Below are 15,765 nucleotides of genomic sequence, written 5' to 3' on the forward strand. Positions count from 1 at the left end.
CTTATAATTATGTTTTATTTTGCTGTTCTAATCATGGCGATATGAGGTATTCCATCTTCTAAATATTCATTACCAACTTTTAAAAATCCGTGAGATTCATAAAATTTTTTCAAATAGGTTTGCGCTGAAATTTTAATTGTGGAAGATTGATAATACGTTTTTATAGCAGCAATTGAGGCTTTCATTATATGATGTCCATATCCAAATGCACGCGCTTCCTTATTTACTACTACTCTACCAATACTAGGATTCTCAAAATAATCGCCAGCGTCAAATAATCGCGTATACGCTACAATTGTATCATCATCATATCCAATTACATGTAATGCTTTTTTATCTTTCCCATCAATATCTTGATACACACAATCTTGCTCTACAACAAAAACCTCACTTCGAAGTTGTAAAATATCATACAACTCATGTATTGTTAATTCATTAAAGGTTTTTACTCTTGTTATCATAAATCCGATTTCTTAATAATAAAAACAATCAAACATTTTACAAGTTAATTTGTAAAATGTTTTGTTTTATATTGTAATATGTTATATATTTGTCTTATGTTTATTCATAAAGCTACAAAATAAAGTAATAATAGCTTTTAAAATGAATTTTTTATGTTTCATTTTATAGTATTCCAACATTTGATTGAATACTACGGAAAATGAAAATTAATTTTTGATCGTACAAACGAATACTGTCATTAGAAAAGCCAAACAGTTTATTCAAAACAAAAATGATTAAAAATTAAAAAGATGAAACAAAACATCAAAAACACATTGTATAGGTTCGTTACAATGCGCGCTCCACAACTCATTAGAGGTTTAGAAAAAGCGTTAGGATTTGCCTATTTTCCTGAAAATGAAACAAGTGCTTTTATAACTCCTGCTTCTCAAGCTACAACTCCAGAAGCAAGAAAAACAGCAATTGAAACGGCAATTTCAAACTATACGCCTCACTTTGCTACAAAAAAAGATTTAGAAAATGAAAATATACATTTCTATTTTTTTGCAATTTTCTTGACTGCTGAAAGATCAAAATTCACGTTACAAGAAGTTACAGATAGAATCAATGCTTTTAATGCTAGTCAAAGTACCTATCCAGATATGGTTAAAGTTTGGGATGATTTGCATTACAATATCTTAACCAAAGGTGATTCATATATTAGAGATATGTTACTTTCATGCATTGTTGCTGATTTTTTCTTGTCAAAATATGGAACTGTAGAAGCCACTAGAGAAAACTATCAAAAACTCGCACAGGCTAGAGTAGTTATTAACAAGCTATTATTCGATTATGAAGTGGCTACTACTGAGCCAAGAACACCAAAAGTAGCGGAGAAACATTTCAAAAGAGAAATGGATTTGGTAAAGGCAAAGCAAAATAAAGAAGAATTGGTAGCTATTGCAGAAGAAATCGCAAAAGCAAAAAATATCTATGACGCTGATAATGCAAAAGCAAAAGCAGCTTACCAATTAACTTACGAAGGTTTGGTAAGTGATGCGTATGACGCTGCTACCATAACAGAAAGAGTAGTTACAGATCCTAATACAGGAGAAACCTCTGTAGTTAAAGAATATACTAACTTGGTACTTCCAGACTATAATTTTACACCAGCTGATGAATTGGATAAAGCTACTTTAGGCACACGTCTTAGTCTTCCAGCTTTACAAGTAGTTACAGATTTGGAAGGACAAAATAACGCAACTACATTACAAGAAATTCAAGACGCATTAGCAAACGAAATTCAAACCAATACAGATGAGGTATTTGCAAATTCACATTTTGAACTTCCACAAGTAGCCATTCCAGGTGGTGTTACTGTGCCTGTTTCAGACACTGCTAACATTATGCCTTTTTCATACAGTTTGTGTCCAAGAAAAAAAATTGGAACTTCATTATACAATCTATTACTAACCATCAATATACCAAATAGTTCGTATGATGTGGTAAACGTTATAAGTGATATTGGAACAAGTACTTTTACCGATTTTACGGAATTTAATTTAGGTTCAAAAATATCTTTAGTGCTAGCTAGCGAAGGTGCAGATTTATCGCAACCTGTTGATGTTGATATATCAGTAGAATTCTCAAATGGAGAAACATACGAAACAAGCATTACAGGTCTGACCTTAAAATGTTACACAGGTCAATTAACTCCTACTGTAACTTCTACTCCAAGTGAAGCACCGGTAATTTTCGGATTTCAGCGTTTAGGAATTGCCGATTATCGCAAAGTAGAGCAAGAAGTATGCTGTTATGTGCCAGGTGAAGTATCCCATATTGAAAACATCATGGCGCGTGAGTACAAAGAAAAATCTACCCGTAGATTACGTACTTCTGAAGATACGCTAACATCAAGCAACGAATCTGAAAGAGAAAATCTTACAGAAACTACCTCTACAGATCGCTTTGAGATGAACCAAGAAATGGCTTCCATCTCAGCGCAAGATCAAGCAACAAATGCTAGTGCTGGTATTCATTGGGGAAATAACAAATTTGGAGGAAATGCTAGCGCATCTTTTGCAAATAATACTTCTTCAGAAGAATCAAACAACCAAGCTATTACACACGCCAAAGAGCTTACAGAAAGAGCTTTAGACAAAGTTGTTCAAAAAGTTCGTGAAGAGCGTGTTTTAAAGGTAGTCGAAGAATTTGAAGAAAATACATCTCACGGATTTGATAACCGAAAAGGAGATAAACATGTTTCTGGTGTATACCGTTGGGTTGATAAAGTATACGAAAACAGATTATTGAATTATGGAAAGCGTTTAATGTACGAATTTATGATTCCTGAACCTGCATCCTTCCATGACTTAGCTATTCAACTTACTGAAGAAACTGATGTATTGGTAGAACCTGTGGATCCAAGAAAATCATCTGTAGAAAGCATGAAAAATCACAAAGCTGTCAATGTCAATACATATAAATATTGGGCAGCAATCTACAATGCCGAAGTTTCAGAACCACCAGTAGAAACAATGTATATAGGTAAGGCTTTTTCATTTAAAGCAGCTGAAATTGTTGATAGCCGTTACGAGCGATATGCTGAAAGTGATGAAGTTACTATTCCTGAAGGATATTATACCTCTCATGCGAAAGCTTACTGGGAAGAAAGTGATGAGGATAACAATCCAACATATATCACAAAAGTTATTGTTGGTAGCAAAAAAATGACTAGTAAAAATTCAGAATATATGATTCCTAAACACGTAGGTTCTGTTCCAGTATCGTACTCGTCATTAGGAAATCTTTCAGGTAGTTTGAATGTGAGTATTAAAGTAAAACTATTACCTGAAACCTATGAAGCATGGCAGTTGGAAACGTTCAATTCAATCATTACGGCGTATGAAGATCGTATGACTGAATATGAAGAAAAATTAGCCGCTCAAAAAGAAAAACAAAACGAAACAATCACTATCAACCCTGGATTCTTCAGAGAAATTGAGCGTACCGTATTACGTAAAAACTGTATCTCTTACTTGATTGGTCATGAGAACTTAGGAAAAGATATGATCAATAATAGATTATCTCTTACTGAAATTGTTCCTAAATATTCAAATGCGGCACTAGACAATTATGCCGCGCAAGTGAAATTCTTTGAGCAAGCATTTGAATGGGATATTATGAGCTACAATTTCTATCCATTCTATTGGGCGAAAAAAGAAAAATGGGGAGAATTATATCAAATCCAAAACAACGACCCATTATTTAAAGCATTCTTACAAAGTGGAATGGCACGTGTAATTATTACCGTACGTCCTGGATTTGAAGAAATGGTAAACTGGTACTTAGCAACTGGTCAAATTTGGAATGGTGGACAAGTTCCTACTCTAGACGATGAAGAATTTGTATCAATCGTAGAAGAATTACGTAACCCAGAAAGCGTAGTAGAAGAAACGTGGGAAACGCGTGTACCAACTTCGCTGACAGTAATTCAAGCAGGCGCAATTGGTCTCAATGTAGAAGGATTGCCATGTAATGACGAATGTGACGACTGGTTGCAATTTGACACCGACGGAAATCCTGTGTTGGATGAAAATGGAGATCAAGTTTCTACCAACCCAATTGTACAAAGCGACGAGCTTATTGGCGGCGACACTTCAGGTGTTGGAAGCGACGTTGTAGGTGAAACTACTGTACAATAAAAACCAATTAATCATTAGATCTTACTAGAAAAAGTCGTCCCGAATTCGGTTCGGGACTGCTTTTCTTATGTCAATAGTTGACGAAGATCTCTTGTGTAACTTTTTAAAAAAATAATTATGTACGCATACGACTATGGGTTGAAGAATTACAATAAGAAGTATCAACCTCTACCAAACCTTGTCATTTTTAATGATGAAATTATCATTGAAGATGATTCAGAAAAAAATCCAGAAGAGCAAATTATTGACGAAACAAAGATCTTAGGAAATCCAAATCATGAGCCTTCATTTAGTGAATATGCCTACTTCGAAGTTGAAAAAAGATATGAAGGTAATTTTAAACTGTTAGATGGAAAAATAGGTCTTGATATTAGTATTGCCGAAGAGTATATGATTCCAAACGGATATTTAAAAGATTTAGGCAATAATAATACGATACAAGATTACAATGATAATGGTTTTCAAGTATATGAATATAAAAACAGATACTTTGCTAAAATTGTTACCTTAGAATTCTTACAATTCGCTTATCCAGGATATACTGCTGTAAATGCTATGAAATTATACAAGCAATCTAATCTGGAACAAGTAACAATTGTTACAAAACCTTCAAGAAAAAATAAATTGAAAAGAAAGATTTTTGCACTTTCAGATGTGTTTCTGAGAGAGCTTAAAGATAATCCTGAAGTCTCTGTTATTTTCTTTTTTTCGAATGATGGGGCTAAAATCGACAATACACATATTACAATTGACAACATTAGAGATAATGAAATCGTATTTTTTCTCGAAAAAAATGATAGCTATAATATTTTTGGAACAGTAGCCAGAGTACTTTCTGGAGCTAATATAAAAGCTGCTGGAGCATTCCCAACAAAAGCTATTGCAAAAATGGCGAGATTGCTTAACGTTGATACTGATGAAACTCAAATTGAAGACATAGCCATCGAGCATATTAAAAAAAAGGAAGAAAGTAAAGAACGTGGAATTCTATACTTTTTAGGAAAAGCAGTAGATGCTGTGGTCAGTGTTGGAACTTGGCTAATAAAAGCAAGTTTTGGTGATGGTTTGATAGCTATTGGAGAAGGTATCACAAGTTTGAAATTTGGAGATCATCGCTGGAAATATTATGATAAAGAAGGAAATCCTAATCCAAAATTCAATCCCATTTTTCCAGGTTTAAAATCACTAATTGATTCTTTACAAATATCTAAAGAGGAAGCAGAGCAACAAGAAGCTTCTTTCAAAGAAACAAAGGAAAAAATACTAGAAGGTTACAACAACTTCATGGATTACATTCCGCATAAAAGACTTCGAGATTACTTAAAGAAAAAGTTATCATTCATTCCAAAAATGCTGATCAAGCTTTCCGAGTTGTACACTAAGTTCGTCAATTTCATAAAGGAAGGAATAGCTTCGACACTTATCTACTTGAATGCTTTATTTATTGGAGTTATCAACAGTTTACTAGATGCTATTGGTGGAATTTTTTCTCTAGTAGGAATGATTTTAAGCTTACCCTACTATTTACACCAAGCTGCCACTGATGAAAAAAGAGGGTCCTATGTAAGTTTAGTTTTTGAACTTTTAGAAAATGGAATCGAAGGATTTGTAAAACTTTTCTCTTTAGAGAATTTGGGAGCGGTCGTTAATTTTGCAATCAAAGCAGCCGATCTCTCAAAATCAACTTTTTCGAAGCCAGAAACTGTGGTTACTCAACTTCAAAAAGGAGCTTCTTTTGTAAAAACCCACATGGATAATATTGGCTACGTAGTAGGTTATATTATTGGATTCATCATCGAAGAAGTTTTATATGCACTATTTACGCTAGGTACTGGAAACATACTTCAGGCATTTCGAGTCACAGCAGATTCTATGAAAAAATTACTTACTGCGCCAAAAAGAGTTCTGAAGTTTAGCATAAACAATACAAAAGATTTTATCAAAGCATTGGTTGCGATGTTTGATCAAATCAAAAAGTTTGATCTCAAAAAAGCTTTAGATACGTTATTAGAATGGATTCAAAAGCTTGCTTCTACTACAAAAAAATTGGCACAAAAAGCTTTCGAAGACTTATTTCCAAACAAAAGCACAAGAGATAAAATTACCAAAGCTGGATTTGAGCCAACTAAAGTTAATGCTGCTGGAGATACTATAACCTTTTGCCCAATAAAATAAGATACTATGAGAACATTATTAAAAATTCTCAGAAGAAAATGGGAATTAAAAAAAATAAAAAAAGTTGATTTTTTATTGGTAAAAATAAGAGACACTTCAATTATATTGAACTGCTTTACTACTGTTTTTGGATCCAAGAGGTATAAGTTTAATTTATATGCAGAAAAAACAGGTATTTTATTAGAAGAGAATATTAAGAGGAATAAGATTGACTCTTTAATGCAGAAATACAAAAATAAAGCGAAAGAAGCAGGAAAAACACTAGATGAATATTTTGAAGAATTGGCAACAGCAATCAGAAAAGGAAAAAGCCAAAATATAATAGCTAAATTTGTAAAAGGAATTAAATTAGAATTGATTGGACCAAGATTCAAAAAGTTATATGGAGGCGGTATTATTGTGTTACATCCTGAGAAAACAGTCGCTATAACAGGAATCTTAGATGATGTAAAAGTAATTAAAGGTTTAGGTTTAGAAAATTTGTTGAAACAAGGTAGTAATCCTGGAGGACTAGATATGTTATCTTCTCCTATTTGGGGAAAACTTAAATTGAAATATAAAGCTTTAGAAAGTACAAATAACAAATTATATTGGAAAAAAATAACACAAGATTTTTGGGATCAAGTAAATAGACCTTGGTTAGATGATATTATAGCAAGAGGTGATGATGTTAGATTCATTTCTGATCCAAGTTTAGAAACCTCTAAATATGTATTTGATGACAAATTAAGTAAATTTGCTACAGATGAGTTTGGTAAAAAAGTTCCTACTATTTTTAGTAAAGAAGTTGAGTATTTAAAAAATAACGGCTATGAAATCATTGGTCATATAGCTAGAAAAATAAATTAAAATTATGAAAGAAGAAAAATTTTATATCCCAAAAAGTTATTTAACTGTTCAAATAGTTCGTGATGTAATGGCTGAATTTGAATGGCCTGTCTCCTATGAATTAATAGATCTAATAGAAGATTTTCAAGCAGTTTTGATAAAGTTTGAAAGCTGTGAAATAGAATTAGAGGAAATTCCTGATAATGGAATAAATTTGATTTTTCGATCTTATAATAATGGAAAAGAGTTAGATGCTAAATATGGAAATATTATAAAATATTTGGATGATTATAATCCAACAGAACATTTAGATTTAGAGTACAACACATATACAGATCCAGAACTTGATATCATCACTTCTGTGCGAAATGACATGAAAAACTTACAATATTATCACATGGATTTTATTACTGGGAAAGATTATTCTTGGGCAGAAAAATACCTAAAAGATAAAAATAAATAACTGTAAAAAACCCGCAACTTTTAATGTTTGTGGGTTTTTCTCTTTCTTATCTTTCTGAAAAAGATAGGTTGATTTACAAATAAGAATGAAATATAAATTTACAAATAAATGTTACGGTTGGGAAGGTCATTTCGGCGTTAATTATGAATCTTTACTTGAAGAAGAAAGAGCTTTAGATGATATTTCTTGGCAAGGATGGATTTCCAAAGAAGTTCAAGAAATCATACATAATTCTATGAAATTAAAAATAAACGAAAAATTTGACTATCAAGTTGAAGGTAGTGATTTTTATATCCTTGTGGAAAAGAGAAAGTAAAACTCCAGATATTACTTGGAGTTTTGATAAGTTTATTTCCTTTCTCAAAGATTTCAAATTCTTTCTATTGAAAAACAATAGATAATCATGAAAACAGTAAGAATAAAATACGAAAATTTAGAACACGCTGGTTTTGACGGAGGTGGAACTGAAATATTACATTATAAAGGAAAACCATTCACAGGAATTTGTTTAACTTATGAAGACGCAGGATGGTTGTCTTTAGAAGAAGAATTCCAAAATGGATACCAAGAAGGTTGGGTACGATTATACTACGAAAATGGACAACTAGAAGAAGAATATTTCATGCACAACAACATCATGGATCCTGACTTGGGAGGTGCCTGGGATGAACAAGGAAATCCTATATGAGAAATTCATGTACACTTCAAAATAATATGTATCATATAAAAATGGTATTTATGATATAATTTTAATTCACTTGTAAAATAAAAAAATTCTGAGTTATTTATCAAGAGAAGAAAAGGAAATGGTTAAAAAAGCCAAAGAAAATAGATTAAAATACAAAGAAGAAGAAAACTACTTTTGGAAAGAAGAATACCAAAAAATGAGTTATCAAAAGAAAGTAAATTATTGGTTAACAACTATTCATCAAGAAATGCGAAGTCAAGGAGAAGCTTTAGGAGATGAGTATTCAGAATTTTCTAAAGAATGGTATGAAACCAATAAAAATATAGAACCTAATTTTGATAGTATTTTTAAGGAAGCTATTGAAAATATAAGCTTCGAATTTAATTGGAATGAATATTATAAAAGAAATTCAAAAATACTTAAAAAAGACAGCTGTTCCTGTAATTTTTGAAGACCAAATATAAACCCAAACTCTTAACAAGTTTGGGTTATCTAATATTCTAAAAATCTAGCTACACGCAATCTTGTCTACTCTACGTTGATGTCTGCCACCTTCAAATTCAGTTTCTAAAAAAGTATCCACCATCGCAATAGCTTGTGGTATCGACGTAAAACGTGCAGGAATGCTCAAAATATTCGCATCGTTGTGTTCTCTTGCCAACGCCACAATCTCTTTGGTCCAACACAAAGCAGCACGCACTTTTTGATGCTTATTCGCCGTCATCGCAGCACCATTTCCGCTTCCACAAATAATAATTCCAAATGGAGCTTTCCCAGTTTCTACATCATTTGCTACAGGATGTACAAAATCTGGATAATCTACGCTGTCATCTGAGTTGGTTCCATAATTTTGTACTGTATAACCTTTTGCTTCCAAATGCGCCACAATGGCGTTCTTATAATTGGTTCCGGCATGATCGTTTCCAATCGCTATATGTCTCATAAGTAAAATGTGTTGTGTTTGTTGAAAACAAAGGTATGAATACACTTTTGAACAACCGAAAAAAGTGAATGTTAATTTAAATTTACAATTCCTTCATATTGAGTCTATTATAAGCTAACATGAATTGTTGATATTTATAAGCTATTTTGTAAGAACAAAATTTGGTAGCTTCAGAATATTTTACAATATGGATAAATTTTTATGCTTACCAACTTTTTTACAGCTTCTTTTTTTGAAAGTTTTCAAAAGTCTTTCTCTTGGTTATTAACACATATCAACTATTATTTTATTAAAAAAAAGCTGTGTATAAACATTGTTAATAACTGTTGATAACCTAACTAATATTCCTTATTTCTAATTAGTTATATTTTTCATAAACTGTTAATCAAATTCAATAAAAGATATATACAACAAAAATCAATAAAAGTTTTATTAGCTATTCACAAGCTATTATAATCATCATTATTTTTTTAAATTTTAAAAAGAAAAGAAAACTATATATAATAAGTGTTGATAACAATTGTATGAAATGAATTTTAGAGGAATTATGAATTGATACTTTACAGTAAGATTTGTCGAATAGTTTTGATAGTATCTAATTTTAGAAAATAGAAATACAATTTGTAGTGTGATAAAATAAAAAAGAATTTAAACAATTCGTAGATGAGATTGTTTAGTGTCAAAATCCTCTAGAATTTGTTGTGTACGCGCTACGTCGTTTTTGTGAACTTTTAAGGAAATACCTCCAAGTGCGTTTGAATAGAATGGGAAAACGCTTAACATCATTTCATTCTCAAAAATATAATTGATACCATTCTGATCCAAAATGATACGCAAAATTGCATATTCAAATGGATACGTAAATGTAGCAACCGTAACGAAATTAATCATATACCATTAAAATTTACTGATGTAACGTATTAAAAATAAGAAAACTAGTTTAAATAATATGTGTCAATAGCTGCATTTTTTATAGAATCGTTTTTAACCTCTACAGCTCTATAATCGTTTTCCTTTTTTAGGGAAGAATTGATATAACTACCAAACGAGAATATACCAATCAAAAAGATTGATACAAATAATAAGATGACTTTATACACTCGTTTCATAATTTTAAAAAAATTAGCACTTTCTATATAGACGTAATAATTTCTGTTTTGTTACACTTTTTTTAAGTTTTTTTTAACTTTTTCAAAAATAGGTATAAAACCGTTAGCTATTAACTCTAAACAATTTAGAAATTAACTCATTCAAGTTTTGTTAAAAAAACTAAAATTAAAAACCAGTTAAGAAGGTACTACAAAAGGCATTTTTTTTGGTACTATTTCTGCGGAAAATCCGCCAATACCTACCAATTCACCATCTGTTTGAATATAAGTTGATTTTGGAGCTGAAACAGTAATATAAGATGTTTTAAATGTTTCTACTTGCGAATGCGCTACAATTGATCCTGTAAATAATTTAGGAAGATTCTTAACAAGCTGCCAAAATGTAAAATTTTTAGCAACTGAGATATCAAACAAACCGTCAATTGAGTCTACATTTTTAGTCAATTGCATGCCGCCACCAGAAAACTTGCAAATACCAACTACAGTAAGTAAAGATTTGGAAGTCAGTTTTTTAGTAGAACTTTCAATTGTAAATTGAGTAGGTTTATAACGAATAAGTCCTATAACTGCAGAAATCAAAAATGAAGCGGCTCCTAAAAATTTTAAACGTTCGTTTTGTTTCACTACATATCCGTCAAACCCTAAACCTGCTACGTTAGTAAAAAAAATAGTTGTGTTTGTCGTTGTCAAAATCATCTTTCCAATATCTTGAAAAATAACATGTGCATCTTTGATGATTTGAACTGCCTGATCAATTTGGGTTGGAATTTGATATGTTTTTACCCAATCATTTCCTGTACCTAATGGAATTACCCCTAATTTTATATTCTCTAAAGAAACTTCTGTTTGTTGCATTAAACTATTTACAATGTGATGTAAAGTACCATCACCACCAATACTAACAAACTTTCGATATCCTTTTTGTAATGCATATTGAACCAATTCGTATTCATGTTGAGGTTTGTTGGTAAATTGATGTGTAAATGGAATATTTTTAGCACTAAAAGCAGCTGCAATTTGTTTCCATTTTCGCTTTCCAGAAAAGCTTCCTGAAGTAGGGTTTACAATTAAAAACCACTCGTCTTTACACATATATAACATGAATTTAATATGTTGCAAAATACAAATTGTAAAATATTTATATCTTTGCATCAGAATTTTTACAGCTTCTCTCCTATTCGTTGTGTTCTAACGAAATTGTTAATTTCAACAAAAACACAGCATTCCTGACATAATTAATTCGTATTTTTCAACAATGTGAAAAGTGAAATTAATCCACTTTTTTCAATGGAAAACTTAAAAAAATAAATAACAGATGATGCGTTTAAAAACGTATCAAATTAGTATGATATAATGACAAGAAAGAAAAAAAAGAAATCGCACAAAATACCTAACTTAACAGATGCGATTTTTCAAATATTTAAAAAATCTTCCAATAAAATTTACAACTACAAACAAATAGCTGCCAAATTAAATATCAATGATACTAGCGGAAGAAACCAAATTATAAAAACCTTAAAAAAGCTTAAAGCCAAACAAAAAATCGAAGAAGTTGATCGTGGAAAATACCGTGTAATTGGCTCAACTGAGTATTATACAGGAATTTTAGATATAACTTCGCGTGGACAAGGATATGTGATTTGTGACGAATTTGAAGAAGATATTTTTGTACCAAATAACAAGCTTAATAAAGCCCTTGATGGTGACGAAGTTGAAATTTATGTGTATAAACGTAGAAAAAACAATCGCCCTGAAGGAGAAATAACTACTATCGTTAAACGTGCTAAAACAGAGTTTGTTGGTGTATTGGAAATGCAAAAAAACTTTGGATTTGTTGTGGTTTCTAATCAAAAAATGTACACAGATATCTTTGTGTCTAAAGACAACCTAAATGGCGCTCAAAATGGTGATAAAGTATTGGTCAAAATTGACGATTGGCCAGCTCGCGCAGATTCGCCTTTTGGAATTATTACCAAAGTATTAGGAAAGCCTGGAGAACACAATACAGAAATTCACTCGATTTTGGCAGAATATGGTTTGCCATATGAATTTCCAGCAGAAGTTGAACATTTTGCAAACAAGTTAGATACCTCTATTCAAGAAACAGAGATTAAAAAACGTAGAGACATGCGTGAGGTTCTTACGTTTACGATTGATCCAAAAGATGCCAAAGATTTTGATGATGCATTATCATTTCAAGAATTAGAAAATGGTAATTACGAAATCGGAATTCACATTGCTGATGTTTCACATTACGTAAAAACAGGAACAATTCTCGATGAAGAAGCGTATGAACGCGCTACTTCTGTATATTTAGTAGATCGTGTAGTACCAATGTTACCTGAAATTCTCTCCAATGGAGCTTGCTCATTGCGTCCAAATGAAGAAAAATATACATTTTCGGCAGTATTTGAAATCAATAATAAAGCCGAAGTATTACATCAATGGTTTGGTCGCACAGTAACATATTCTGACAAACGATTTGCTTATGAAGAAGCACAAGTAATTATTGAAACTAAAGACAATAAAATTCCAGCAGATATTTCATTAACAGGCACAAGTTATGAAGTAGAACAACCAATTGTTGATGCTATTTTAAAATTAGACGAACTAGCAAAAATTATGCGAAGCAAGCGTATGAATCAAGGAGCTATTTCCTTTGATAAAGTTGAAGTTCGCTTTAATTTAGACGAAAATAACAATCCTGAAGGTGTATATTTTAAAACTCAAAAAGATGCTAATAAACTAATTGAAGAATTCATGTTACTAGCTAATAAAAGAGTAGCTGCTTTTATTGGAAAACAAGAACCTTCAAAAACATTTGTATATCGTGTACATGATGAACCAGATGTTGAAAAATTAGCAAATTTACAAACTATCATTTCTCGATTTGGATATTCATTAAACCTCAAATCAAGAAAAAGTACGACCAGTTCACTGAACAAACTTTTAGAAGATGTAAAGGGAAAAGGTGAACAAAACATGGTTGATACCTTAGCAATTCGGAGTATGAGTAAAGCAAAATATACAACCAATAATATTGGACATTATGGGTTAGCTTTTGAATATTATTCGCACTTTACATCACCAATTCGTCGATATCCAGATGTTATGGTACATCGATTATTACAACATTATCTTGATGGTGGAAAATCTGCAAACCAAGAGGAATATGAGGTAAAATGTGAGCATTCTTCCAATATGGAAAACTTAGCGGCCAATGCTGAACGTGATTCTATCAAGTACATGCAGATTAAGTTTATGCAAGATCACAAAGATGAAGAATTTGTAGGCGTGATTTCTGGAGTGACTGAATGGGGAATTTATGTAGAAATCATTGCTAATAAATGCGAAGGAATGGTACGAATTCGTGAGATTAAAGATGATTATTACACATTTGATGAAAAGCAATATGCTTTGGTAGGAGAAGTTACCAAAAATATGTATCAACTCGGAGATGAAGTTGTGGTGAAAGTTAAAAATACTGATCTTGTGAAACGTCACTTAGACTTTAATTTGATTGGAAAATGGAGCGAAGTAGAAGCATAATAAACAGGAGACTGTTCTTTTTAATAGCTGAGCATTACAGAAGAATTATATGTCTTAATCATGTAACATTTATTTAAAAACACCTACTAATTTTGCATAAATTTAAAATACCTTTTTAATGATGATATTTTCAACAACAGACCAATTACAAAATAGAGAAATAGTAGAATATCTTGGCTTAGTTTCAGGGATGACTTATAGTATTAATTATAGTTACAAAGGCATGTCGTTCAAAGATATGTTCAGTATGAAAAAATATTATGAACATGTAGAAGCAGCAATAGAAGAAGTAAAAGAAAAAACGTTTCAAAAACTTCAAGATAATGCTCAAAAGTTATATGCAGATGCAGTAGTTGGTATTAATGTTGATATGGAAATTAGTGCTGGTGGTGCAGTAATGATTAGTATTACAGGAACTGCAGTAAAACTAAAATAAACATACAAAAGCTCGATTTTTTTAAATCGAGCTTTCTACATTTTATAAGAATACGATTAATAGTCTTCACAAATACAATCTACTTCACAAGCCATTTGTCCAAAGCTAGTAGTGTTTCCAGCACCACAATACAATCCTGGGTGAATGGAAAGATAACTTCCCGTTCCACCAGTAGCTTTATCAATACTTAATTGAGAAATAGTCTTTTTGTTGATTTTCAATGATTTTAAATTTCTTTTTTTCATAATATAAAGTTTAAGTTTTCAAGGTAAATTAGGGAATAAACTCATATTTAAATTAAGGTAAAGCCATAATTTACAGTAATCTACATTAAAATTCAATAAAAACTGTAACAAAACGTTTTGTTAGTACTCTTTAAGCTAAAAGAACACTAAAACCAAGATCATGAAATACATATTCACACTGATTTGCTGTTTAATTACCTATACTACTTTTGCTCAAAAACCTTTAGAAAAAAATGTAGGAGATTTTGATGAAGTAAAAGTATTTGACCTTATTGAAATCAATTTGATTAAATCTACAGAGAATAAAGTAGTTATCACTGGTGCTGATATTGAAGATGTAGAAGTAATAAATAAAAAAGGAAAGCTAAAAATACGTATGAAATTCGATCGAATTTTTGATGGTACACAAACCTTTGTAGAAGTATATTACACCAATCTTACTACTATTGACGCCAACGAAGGCGCTGTAATTGTAACAAATGAGACCATAAAACAACCGTATTTGGAGCTTAAAGCACAAGAAGGAGGAAGAATTATTACGAATTTAGAAGTAGACAAGTTAGACTCTAGAGCAGTGACAGGAGGAATTATTGAAATTTCTGGAAAAGTAAAACATCAAGAAGTTGTATTAAACACTGGCGGAATTTATGAAGGAAAAAAATTAATCACAGAACAAACAAAAGTAAAAGTTAGTGCTGGTGGCGAAGCGTATATTTCAGCTTCTGTATTAGCGGATGCTAGAGTAAGAGCAGGTGGTTATATTGAAATTCATGGAAACCCTGAAACCATTAAAAAAGATAAAATCTTTGGAGGAAAAATAAATGTAAAATAAATTCATTACACCATTCATCAATCAATAATTTAAACGCCTAAACTGCCATTTAGGCGTTTTTTATGTACATAAAAAATTATATAAAAAAATTACAATCATAGTATTAGCAATACTTTTAATACAATTTGTATTTTCTCAAGAACAAATCATACCAACTTTCTGAAGGAAAAGCAGTTGTGTATTTTATTAGAACCAATCAGGTAGCATCTGTTATAAACTTTAAATATTTTGATGGTGAAAACTATTTCCTGTTGATTATTCCAATGAAAAGCAATTGAAAAAAATATTCAAAAATGGTTGAAAAAGATTGAGAAAAAGATGAAAAAAGAAAAAACCAAAAAAATTACGCCTG

At 31.2% G+C, this 15,765-nt stretch carries 16 protein-coding genes; 10 read left to right on the top strand and 6 right to left on the bottom strand.

The window, feature by feature from the left end; genetic code table 11:
• Positions 1-14 precede the first annotated feature (14 nt).
• Positions 15-461 carry a GNAT family N-acetyltransferase gene (locus AA088_RS02865; RefSeq protein ID WP_046743436.1) on the bottom strand — a complete coding sequence of 149 codons (447 nt, stop codon included), beginning with the start codon at positions 459-461 and terminating at the stop codon, positions 15-17.
• Between the two features lie 291 nt (positions 462-752).
• On the opposite strand from AA088_RS02865, the gene AA088_RS18700 reads away from it, so the two are divergent.
• The 7 genes from AA088_RS18700 to AA088_RS02900 all read left to right on the top strand — a co-directional run bounded on the left by AA088_RS18700 (position 753) and on the right by AA088_RS02900 (position 8,750).
• On the top strand, positions 753-4,145 hold the full coding sequence (locus AA088_RS18700) for a hypothetical protein (protein WP_241483374.1): 3,393 nt from the start codon (positions 753-755) through the stop codon (positions 4,143-4,145).
• 117 nt (positions 4,146-4,262) lie between these two features.
• Positions 4,263-6,320, top strand: a complete 2,058-nt coding sequence (locus AA088_RS02875; RefSeq protein ID WP_046743437.1) for a hypothetical protein — start codon at positions 4,263-4,265, stop codon at positions 6,318-6,320.
• A 6-nt stretch (positions 6,321-6,326) separates the two neighbouring features.
• On the top strand, positions 6,327-7,169 hold the full coding sequence (locus AA088_RS02880; protein WP_046743438.1) for a hypothetical protein: 843 nt from the start codon (positions 6,327-6,329) through the stop codon (positions 7,167-7,169).
• Positions 7,170-7,173: 4 nt separating this feature from the next.
• Complete coding sequence (locus tag AA088_RS02885; protein WP_046743439.1) at positions 7,174-7,611, top strand: hypothetical protein; 438 nt, start codon at positions 7,174-7,176, stop codon at positions 7,609-7,611.
• An 85-nt stretch (positions 7,612-7,696) separates the two neighbouring features.
• A complete protein-coding gene (locus tag AA088_RS02890; protein WP_046743440.1) occupies positions 7,697-7,927 on the top strand; it encodes a hypothetical protein in 231 nt (76 codons plus the stop codon).
• Positions 7,928-8,014: 87 nt separating this feature from the next.
• Positions 8,015-8,299 (top strand): toxin-antitoxin system YwqK family antitoxin, encoded by a 285-nt coding sequence (locus AA088_RS02895; protein WP_046743441.1) that lies wholly within the window; start codon positions 8,015-8,017, stop codon positions 8,297-8,299.
• Between the two features lie 118 nt (positions 8,300-8,417).
• Positions 8,418-8,750 (top strand): hypothetical protein, encoded by a 333-nt coding sequence (locus AA088_RS02900; protein WP_046743442.1) that lies wholly within the window; start codon positions 8,418-8,420, stop codon positions 8,748-8,750.
• 57 nt (positions 8,751-8,807) lie between these two features.
• Here the strand turns inward: AA088_RS02900 and rpiB are convergent, their stop codons facing one another.
• The 4 genes from rpiB to AA088_RS02915 all read right to left on the bottom strand — a co-directional run bounded on the left by rpiB (position 8,808) and on the right by AA088_RS02915 (position 11,443).
• Positions 8,808-9,242: a ribose 5-phosphate isomerase B gene (gene rpiB, locus AA088_RS02905; protein WP_046743443.1), complete on the bottom strand. Its 435-nt coding sequence runs from the start codon at positions 9,240-9,242 to the stop codon at positions 8,808-8,810.
• A gap of 648 nt (positions 9,243-9,890) precedes the next feature.
• A complete protein-coding gene (locus tag AA088_RS02910) occupies positions 9,891-10,133 on the bottom strand; it encodes a putative signal transducing protein (protein ID WP_046743444.1) in 243 nt (80 codons plus the stop codon).
• Positions 10,134-10,177: 44 nt separating this feature from the next.
• Entirely contained in the window at positions 10,178-10,351 is a 174-nt protein-coding gene (locus AA088_RS18150) for a hypothetical protein (protein WP_156168376.1), read from the bottom strand.
• Positions 10,352-10,528: 177 nt separating this feature from the next.
• Entirely contained in the window at positions 10,529-11,443 is a 915-nt protein-coding gene (locus AA088_RS02915) for a diacylglycerol/lipid kinase family protein (RefSeq protein ID WP_052752761.1), read from the bottom strand.
• A 261-nt stretch (positions 11,444-11,704) separates the two neighbouring features.
• On the opposite strand from AA088_RS02915, the gene rnr reads away from it, so the two are divergent.
• Complete coding sequence (gene rnr, locus AA088_RS02920) at positions 11,705-13,900, top strand: ribonuclease R (protein WP_046743446.1); 2,196 nt, start codon at positions 11,705-11,707, stop codon at positions 13,898-13,900.
• Positions 13,901-14,018: 118 nt separating this feature from the next.
• Positions 14,019-14,336: a YbjQ family protein gene (locus tag AA088_RS02925; RefSeq protein ID WP_241483375.1), complete on the top strand. Its 318-nt coding sequence runs from the start codon at positions 14,019-14,021 to the stop codon at positions 14,334-14,336.
• Between the two features lie 56 nt (positions 14,337-14,392).
• On the opposite strand, the gene AA088_RS02930 is transcribed toward AA088_RS02925, so the two are convergent.
• Positions 14,393-14,581, bottom strand: coding sequence for a hypothetical protein (locus AA088_RS02930; protein WP_046743447.1), 189 nt, complete (start codon positions 14,579-14,581; stop codon positions 14,393-14,395).
• Between the two features lie 160 nt (positions 14,582-14,741).
• On the opposite strand from AA088_RS02930, the gene AA088_RS02935 reads away from it, so the two are divergent.
• Positions 14,742-15,413, top strand: a complete 672-nt coding sequence (locus AA088_RS02935) for a head GIN domain-containing protein (protein WP_046743448.1) — start codon at positions 14,742-14,744, stop codon at positions 15,411-15,413.
• Positions 15,414-15,765: the final 352 nt, after the last annotated feature.

The sequence above is a fragment of the Kordia zhangzhouensis genome (assembly GCF_001005305.1).
Classification (GTDB): Bacteria; Bacteroidota; Bacteroidia; order Flavobacteriales; family Flavobacteriaceae; genus Kordia; species Kordia zhangzhouensis.